Source organism: Aeromonas sp. QDB30, from assembly GCF_027707645.1.
In the GTDB taxonomy this organism is placed as follows: Bacteria; Pseudomonadota; Gammaproteobacteria; order Enterobacterales; family Aeromonadaceae; genus Aeromonas; species Aeromonas caviae.
The window spans coordinates 1-7,887 of the sequence record NZ_JAPCIY010000116.1 but is presented as its reverse complement, the minus strand read 5'-3'; the positions used below and the strand labels follow the sequence as shown (position 1 = coordinate 7,887).

3 protein-coding genes and 2 pseudogenes are annotated in these 7,887 nt (G+C 57.3%); all 5 read right to left on the bottom strand.

Going from position 1 to position 7,887, the window contains the following annotated elements:
• Positions 1-73: 73 nt before the first annotated feature.
• Positions 74-1,825 (bottom strand): annotated as a pseudogene (locus PG896_RS19990) (LapD/MoxY N-terminal periplasmic domain-containing protein); the annotation flags it as partial.
• A 3-nt stretch (positions 1,826-1,828) separates the two neighbouring features.
• Positions 1,829-2,587 carry a transglutaminase-like cysteine peptidase gene (locus PG896_RS19985; RefSeq protein ID WP_227262859.1) on the bottom strand — a complete coding sequence of 253 codons (759 nt, stop codon included), beginning with the start codon at positions 2,585-2,587 and terminating at the stop codon, positions 1,829-1,831.
• 99 nt (positions 2,588-2,686) lie between these two features.
• Positions 2,687-4,012: pseudogene (locus tag PG896_RS19980) on the bottom strand (TolC family outer membrane protein).
• Positions 4,013-4,047: 35 nt separating this feature from the next.
• Positions 4,048-5,463 carry an HlyD family type I secretion periplasmic adaptor subunit gene (locus tag PG896_RS19975; protein WP_010675165.1) on the bottom strand — a complete coding sequence of 472 codons (1,416 nt, stop codon included), beginning with the start codon at positions 5,461-5,463 and terminating at the stop codon, positions 4,048-4,050.
• Positions 5,456-7,600: a type I secretion system permease/ATPase gene (locus tag PG896_RS19970; RefSeq protein ID WP_043155791.1), complete on the bottom strand. Its 2,145-nt coding sequence runs from the start codon at positions 7,598-7,600 to the stop codon at positions 5,456-5,458. Before PG896_RS19970 ends, PG896_RS19975 begins: the two co-directional genes overlap by 8 nt.
• Positions 7,601-7,887: the final 287 nt, after the last annotated feature.

Sequence of the window (7,887 nt, the reverse complement as noted above, 5' to 3'; positions counted from 1 at the left end):
TGGCGATAAAATTAGATCACAAACGAAGCCTTTTTTATATCTATTTCAATTGGTTGGCGCTAAAGATCCTGTACATGTGGCTGGTATACCCGTGGTCCACCTTGACATAAGCGGGGGTCAGCTCTTCCAGATAGCCGAGGGACTGGAAGTGCCGGCCATAGTGATCGACCCCCCACAAGAAGCCGTGCTCTCGCAACAGCTCAACCAGATGAGTCACATACTCTTTGTGTTTCATGATGGCCGCTTCCGGGATCTCGAACAGCAGTCGCTCCTTCAGCTCCACGTTCAGCGACAAATAGCCTCTGAGCCATGTCAGGAACTCATCCGAACAGAGAGAACCCGCCGTGATATTGACTGCCAACACCAATTCCGGTTGCTGCTTGAACAAGGGGACGCAGGCTTCTAGCACCGCCTTGTCAAACTCGGCCCCCATCTTGAACTGCTCGATCGCAGGCAAGAACTGCCCTGCGAAGTAATCCGTTCCATCTCGCGAGATGGCCGCGAACAACTCGGCATGCAGGCGGGTACCATCATCGAAGCGGCACGCAGGCTGTGCCTTGAAGCGCCAGAGATGTCTGGCAATGGCATCCTGCACCAGGTCTCGCCAGGCAAGGCGTCCCATCAGTCCCTGCTCATTGCCGCCTTCCATCACGACGGCACCGCGCCGCTCATTGCGCGCTTTGCCAAGGGCGTTATCCGCCTTCGTCAGCAGCGCCGAGAGATCGTCATTGCCATCACGGCCAGCGATGCCGACGACGGACAGCGCTCCGCTTTCTCCCATGGGATTGACAACCAGATCGGCGATACGGCTGTTGATGAGCTCCGCCAGCTCCTTGAGCTGAGACAGATCATCGGTGGGGCAGAGCAAGGCATACTCCGTCGCCGAGATCCGGGCCAGCGCCGCGCCATCCCAGCCATCCAGCAGTTCCCTGAGCACCTGTGCAATGGATTTGACCATGTTGTCCCTTGCAGCAAAGCCCTCTTCCCGATAGAGATCGTCCAGCATGTCGACGGCCACCAGCATGACCCCGCCCTGCCCGGCCTCCGCAATCCAGGCATTGACCTGCCCGACGAAGTAAGAGCGGTTGCCAAGCCCGGAGACGGCATCCACATAGACGCGGGCTCGCAGATTCTCGGCCTCGTCGGCCTGCTCTTTGAACTGCACGGCAAGCTTGCTGGAAAGGGTATTGATGGCCTGTACCACTTGCCGCAGCTCGCGGGTCTTGGGCTCGGGAATGGCGTGGCCGAAATGGTGCAGCTCGATTTCAACCGCCTGATCGCAAATCAGCTTGAGCGGTTTGAGCAGATAATTGAGCGCCCGCATCAGCAAGAGAGTGGTGACGAGAAAACCGACCAGGAACCAGGTGGCCAGTTCGCTCATTCCTTTCCAAAGCTCGTAGTAGGCTTGTCCAGGGTGGCCGACGACCTTCAGCTTGCCCAGTTGCAGCCAACCCGACGTCAAAATCGATTCATTGGCCACTTCAGGGAACAGATCCAGCCCAATGAACCACTGTGGGACCCCTTCGATATGGCTGCTGTTCTCCAGCTCGATGACATCCTTGGAGGCCAGCAGATCGAGACGAACCAGCTTGTAGTAACCCCCGTCGAACACCGCCTTGATTACGGATTCGGCACTGACCTTGTCGCCGTTCTCCAGATAGGGGGTCAGCGCCAGACCCAGTGCGGTGGACGTATTGATGACGGTGGTCTCCTGCTGCTGCGCCAGGTAGTTGCGGGTCGAATTGAATTGCACCCAATAGGTGGCGGCAAACAGCAATCCGAACAGCAGCAGCATGGTTGCCAATAGTTGTCTGTAGAGCGTCATAGGTTAATCATCCAAATTGACCGCAGGCCGAGCCAATCGCCCCGATGTCATGCGATTGCGTAAGTCTGTCCATAATCCCAAGCGGGATGATTGCCCGGCCAGTTCCCCTTGACCACGCGCCTTCATCAGCCACAAGTGACTACCGTTAAAACTGTAAATTGGCAACAAATCCGCCCGTTGGGTCGCCGGGCGAATTGATCCGACAAGATTGTCCAGAATCAGGGGTACTGCCGCAGGCGTCTCATAGTAGGCAACGACCATATGAAACTGGTTATAATCCAATGCCTTGACATATACCATTCGCATTTTTTCATCAGGGATGCCAAGTTCCAGCAAGGTAAAATACTTGGAAATGCTGAAGTCTTCACAATCTCCCCCCGCTGCGCCCAGAAATTCCAGCGGTGTCGCCCAATAATCCTTCTTGTGCCACAACTTGATGTCATCGATGAAACGCATCTGGTTGAAGAACTGGTTCACCTTCTCCAGCTTCTGCCGATCCGTCAGCCCCGCCGCCTTGTTCTGCATTGCCAAAGTGCGCCAGCTGGTGACCCGTTTGCCGGCCCTGGGGCCATAGGTCTCCTCAGCGCGCTTGACCAGTTTCATATCCTCCGGTGAGAGAGGCTGGCTGGCGCTGAGCAGCAGGGGGATCGCCAGCAGGACCAGCCACAGCAGGCGAACCCGCAAGGGCGCACGTGCACCTGCGAGGGCTCGATCCCCATCACGTCGGCTCCAGCCTGTCGATGCCACCTCTTTCTGTGTCATGACGCCGCCATCATCCCCTGACCGCCGGACGCATAAAAGAATGACTGCAGCACGCTGCAGCCATTCCCCTTGCCTGATATGACATCAGTGGCAGGGCCATCAGTTGTTGTTGGCCTGCCATTCAGCCGGTTGCTGCACATTCAGGGCATTGAGCAGACCACCGGTGGCATTGAGGATACGATATTCCGCCAACAGGGAGTCGTACTCGGCCGTAATGTAACTGCGGCGAGCCTCGAACAGTTCGTTCTCCGTGTTCAGCACGTCCAGCAAGGTCCGTTGGCCCAGGCCGAATTGCTTCTTGTAGGCCTGTACGGTGTCATAGCTGGCGTCCACGTGCTCTTTGAGGAAGACTTTTTGCTTGGCCAGCGACTCTTTGGCGTTCCAGGCGAGGCGGGTCCCCTCTTCCACCTGACGGAAGGCATTCATGTGAATGTCTTTGGCCTGGGAATAGAGCGCTGAGGTTGCCTTGCTTTCTGCCAGATCGGACCCACCGCGGAACAGGTTGTAACGCATCCGGACCATGGCGGTGAGATCGTCGTTACGGCCTTTGACCGCATCGATGTCCTCGTTCCAGTTCTGATCCACTTCAAAGGCTACGTTCGGGTAGAACCCGGACTTGGAGCCTTCATGCTGGTACTTCGCCTCTTCGATGTCCTGCAGGGATTACAGCAGGGTCGGGTGAACCTCTGTTGCCGTCTTCAGCGCATCTTCCAGCGTTGCGGGCAGGAGTTGGGTGTTCGGTACGGGCTGAACGAGATCCTTGGGCACTTCATTGACGACACGGATGAACTCACTCTCGGCATCCCGATAGTTGTTCTCCGCCGCCGCCTGATTGGAGTAAGCCCGAGCCACACGACCGTCGATCTGGGTCTGGTCAGCGGTCGACCCCAGACCGGAGTCGGTCCGTTTCTGGATGTCACTGCGGATCTGTTCGTGGGTTTCAAGGTTCTGCTTGGACAGCTCCAGGATCTCCTGCTGACGCAGCATGTTGAGATAGACCTCGGCCACGCGCAGGGCCGTGTTCTCCGCCTCGGAGATCATCGCCAGGCGCTGGGCCTGGGCGGCGGCATCGGTCCGTGCCACGTTGCTGCTGACATCAAAGCCGTCAAACAGCATCTGGCGAAGGCTGATCCCGGCCTCCTTGCGCGTCATGGAGTCATCGATCGTCTGTGAATTGGGACCACGGGTCGAGGGACTGTCAGTCTTCTCGTAACCGACGCCACCACGCAGATCAATGGTGGGGTAATAGCCGCCCTTGGCTCCATCATGCTGATACAGTCGTGCCTGATAGAGATCAAAAGCTTCCTTGATTTTCGGATGGGTAGCCAGTGACTGCGCCACTGACTGTTCCAGCGTCTGTGCCTGGCTCAGGCCCGGGAACAGTATGGTGCCACTAACCAGCATGGCAACAATCGTCTTCTTCATGGTATCTCCAGTCATGTTGTTTTTAGATTGTTGGCTTATCGTTCTCTCAGTGCCGACTGCTTAGCCCTCAAGATGGGTTTCAGCAAGTAGTCTAGGACACTTTTTTTACCAGTAATAATATCTGCACTGGCTAACATACCGGGGATGATGGGAAGTGCGTTAAGCTCATCGCCCAGATAACTCTTCTCGGTTCGTACTCGCACCAGATAGAAGGAGTTGCCCTCCTCATCCTGGATTGAGTCGGCACTTATCTGTTCAACCTTGCCATGTAAACCTCCATAAATAGTGAAATCATAGGCAGTTATCTTGACCACGGCCTCCAGTCCGGGTCTGAGGAACGCGATGTCCTTGGGCGACACCTTGGCTTCAACCAGCAGGGTATCTTCCAGCGGCACTATCTCCATCAGGTCCATGCCCGGCTGAACGACCCCACCCAGCGTATTAATCTTGAGCTTTTTGATGGTCCCCTTGAGAGGCGCGATCACACTGGTACGATCGACTCTGTCCCTGAGGCCGACCTGACCCTCCGACAACTGGCTCAACTTGCCTTGACGTTCGTTCAGCTCGGTCTGGGAGTCCGCCCGGAATTTCAGGGCGATATCATTTCGCTTCGAGATGGTCTCCCGCAGTACCGAGTTGAGCTTGGGCACCAGCAGGCGGTTCGCCTCCAGCTCCCCTTGCATTTCGTTGACCTGCCGCTCCAGTTTAATTAGCTCCACTTGAGGAACTATACCCTCTTTTGCGAGAGGACGGCTGATGTTCAGCTCCTGACGAGCCAAATCAACGCTGCGGCCGACGGTCCGGATCTTGGCATTGAGCTCTATGGTCTCCTGCTCTTTCTGCTCGATCTGCTGTCCCAGAATGTAGAGCTGGTTCTTGAGGTTGTTTAACCGCGCCTCCTGCACCGATCTTTCACGGGCGGCATATTCGGCAAATACATTCTCGTACCCTTCGGGGAACTCGATGGCCTGTTTGTCGATGGCTACCTGTTCACGCCACCCCAGATTGGGCTCGTTCTTGACCACCACGCTGCGAATTTCGGCGCGCAGGCGGGCAATATCCCCCTTGAGGGTGACCAGCTCCTGCTCCCGTTCGCGAAAATCCGACTTGAAGCGAGTATCGTCGATGCGCAGCAGTGGCTGTCCCTTCTCGACGATGTCCCCCTCCTTGACGAAGATCTCCTTGACGATCCCCCCTTCCAGGTTCTGGATCACCTGCAACTGGCGCGACGGTATCACCTTGCCCTGGCCGACTGTCACTTCATCCAGCTCTGCCCAGGCGGCCCAGACGATGGCGCTGACAAAAAACAGGAAGCAGGCCCAGAGCAGGACTCTGGCACGGGTGGGTGTCGTCAGCAGCACGGCGGCGGCACCGTCATCCACGTACTCGAGATGCTCGGGTGCAGGCAAGACCGTATCTGAGGGCGTTTTCTTGAACCAGTGGTTAGCCATTCGCCGTCTCCTGCACCCGCACTTTGCCTTCCTTCAATTGCTGCAACACCACCTCTTTGGGACCGTCCGCCACTATCTTCCCCTGCTCCACGACGATGACCCGGGAAGCGACATCCAGCATGGAGGTCTTGTGGGTGATGAGGATAAGGGTGGTTTCGGGGCCGAGCCGCGCCAGCTCCTGCTTCACGTGCATCTCTGACTGGTTGTCCATGTTGGAGGTCGGCTCGTCCATCACCAGAATGGGGGGATCGTTGAGCAGGGCGCGAGCCAGCAGGATGGACTGACGCTGGCCACCGGAGAGCTGACGTCCCCCTTCGCCAATCTGTCTGTCGAGACCGTTGGGATCCCGGTTGGTAAAGTTGGTGACCCCGGCCCGCTTGGCGGCGCGCAAGACACGGGCATCGTCCACCAGGGGATTACCCAGCATGATGTTGTCCCGCACGGAACCAAAGAAGAGGGTCACATCTTGCGGCACACAGCCGATGTTGCGGCGAATGATGGTCGGCGGCAGTTGGTCCAGCTCAAAGCCATCCAGACGCACCAGGCCGTCAGTCGGGCGATAGAGACCCATCAGCAATTTCTCCAGCGTGGTTTTACCTGCACCGATCCGCCCGATGATGGCCACCTTCTCACCCGGCTCGATGCGCAGGTTGATGTTGTGCAGGGTGCTGCTCTCCATGCCCGGATACTTGAAGGAGACATTTTCAAACTCGATGCGCCCCTGGATGAGCGGATGGTGGATGTACTGCCTGCCCTCCTCCTGCTCACCCGGCGTCATCATGATCTTCTCCAGGATCTCGAGTGCCGACTTGGCCTGGTTGTAGCGGGTGGAGAGTACCGAGAGCTGCACCATGGGGGCGATAGCCCGGCTCGACAGCATCACGGCCGCTATCATGCCCCCCATGGTCACCAACCCTTCCGAGATCTGGTAGACACCGACGATCACCAGTCCCACTGTCACCACCTGCTGGATGTAGCTCGCCAGAGAAGACATGGAGTTGGTGATGCGCCGGGTTTGCACGCCCCAGGTCGAGATGTGGGACACCGCCTGCTCCCAGCGGTGCTGGAACATGCTCTCGGCCCCGAAAATCTTCACTGTCTCAAGGCCCGAGATGCTTTCGATCAGATTGGCGTTCTTCTGGGAGGCGAGCCGGGAGCCCTCCTCGATGGATTGCTTCAGCGGTGCCTGAATGTAGAAGCTGTAGGCCACCAGGATCAGGATGGCGATGATGGGCACCACCACCATCACACCGGCGAAAATCCAGATGATGAAGAGGAAGAAGATGGCAAACGGCAGATCGATCAGGGTGGAGACGGTGGCCGACGTGAAAAACTCGCGCACCGATTCAAACTCCTGCAAGTGCTTGGCAAAGGCACCGGTCGACGCAGGCCTGGACTCCATCTTCATGCCCATCACCTTGGCAAAGATTTTGGCCGACAACAGCACGTCGGATTTCTTGCCTGCAATATCGATGAAGTAGCTGCGCAGCTGGCGCATCACGAAGTCGAAGGTGAACACCACCATGGCTCCAACCGCCAGCACCCAGAGGGAGTCGAATGCCAGGTTGGGCACAATCTTGTCATAGACGTTCATGGTGAACAGGGGGCTGGCGATGGCAAACAGGTTGATGAGGATCGAGGCCACCAGCACATCCCGATAGATACCGCGGGACTCGAACAAGGTGCTCCAGAACCAGTGACCATCACGGGTCTCCAGCACTTTGGGCGAGCGCTCATCAAATTTGAACTGCCGCTTAACGTAGAACAGACGACCATTGTACTCGTCACCCAGCTGGGCAAGACTGACCCATTGAGCCGCGTCTCCGGCCTGGGGAAAGATGACCCTCGCCTGGGTCCGTTCTTCATTCCATTCAAGCAAGATGCAGGCGCCGCCATTACGCGTCTGCAAGACGCAGGGCAGCAGCAGGGAGGAGATCTGTTCAAGGGGCTGGATCACTTCGCGGGCAGAGAGACCACCCCGCTCGGCGGCACGACTGAAGAGCGCCGTGCTGAGACGCCCGGAGACCAGTGGCAAGCCGGTGGTGAGAGCATCCTGACTGTTGGGCACCCCGTAAAAGCGGGTCAAAAAGACCAGGCACTCCAACAGTTCATCTATATGGCTGGTTTCTGCTTGCATAGCATCCCATCAAACATGATTCAGAAGGTTGTCTCGGGGCCGAATATCCAAAGCCCGGCGGCGATCCGGAAAAACAGAACAGACCTCGCCACCCAGACCCACAACCCGATTAGCGCACAGAGCCGGGACACTGCATGTCTCGCCTCCCTCACAGATTTTCATGCCGGAAACGGAGGGGACATACCAGGCACCTGGTGTTGCCAAGAAATATGGTTCATCGCGGCTTTCCGGGGAAGGCCGCCTTGATTTTCAGAAAAAAGTATTCTGAGTCCCTAAATCCATATGCC

Excerpts from the sequence above, each read along its gene's own strand:
- PG896_RS19975 (WP_010675165.1), bottom strand. The coding sequence starts at position 5,463 with ATGGCTAACCACTGGTTCAAGAAAACGCCCTCAGATACGGTCTTGCCT.
- PG896_RS19970 (WP_043155791.1), bottom strand. The coding sequence starts at position 7,600 with ATGCAAGCAGAAACCAGCCATATAGATGAACTGTTGGAGTGCCTGGTC.
- PG896_RS19985 (WP_227262859.1), bottom strand. The coding sequence starts at position 2,587 with ATGACACAGAAAGAGGTGGCATCGACAGGCTGGAGCCGACGTGATGGG.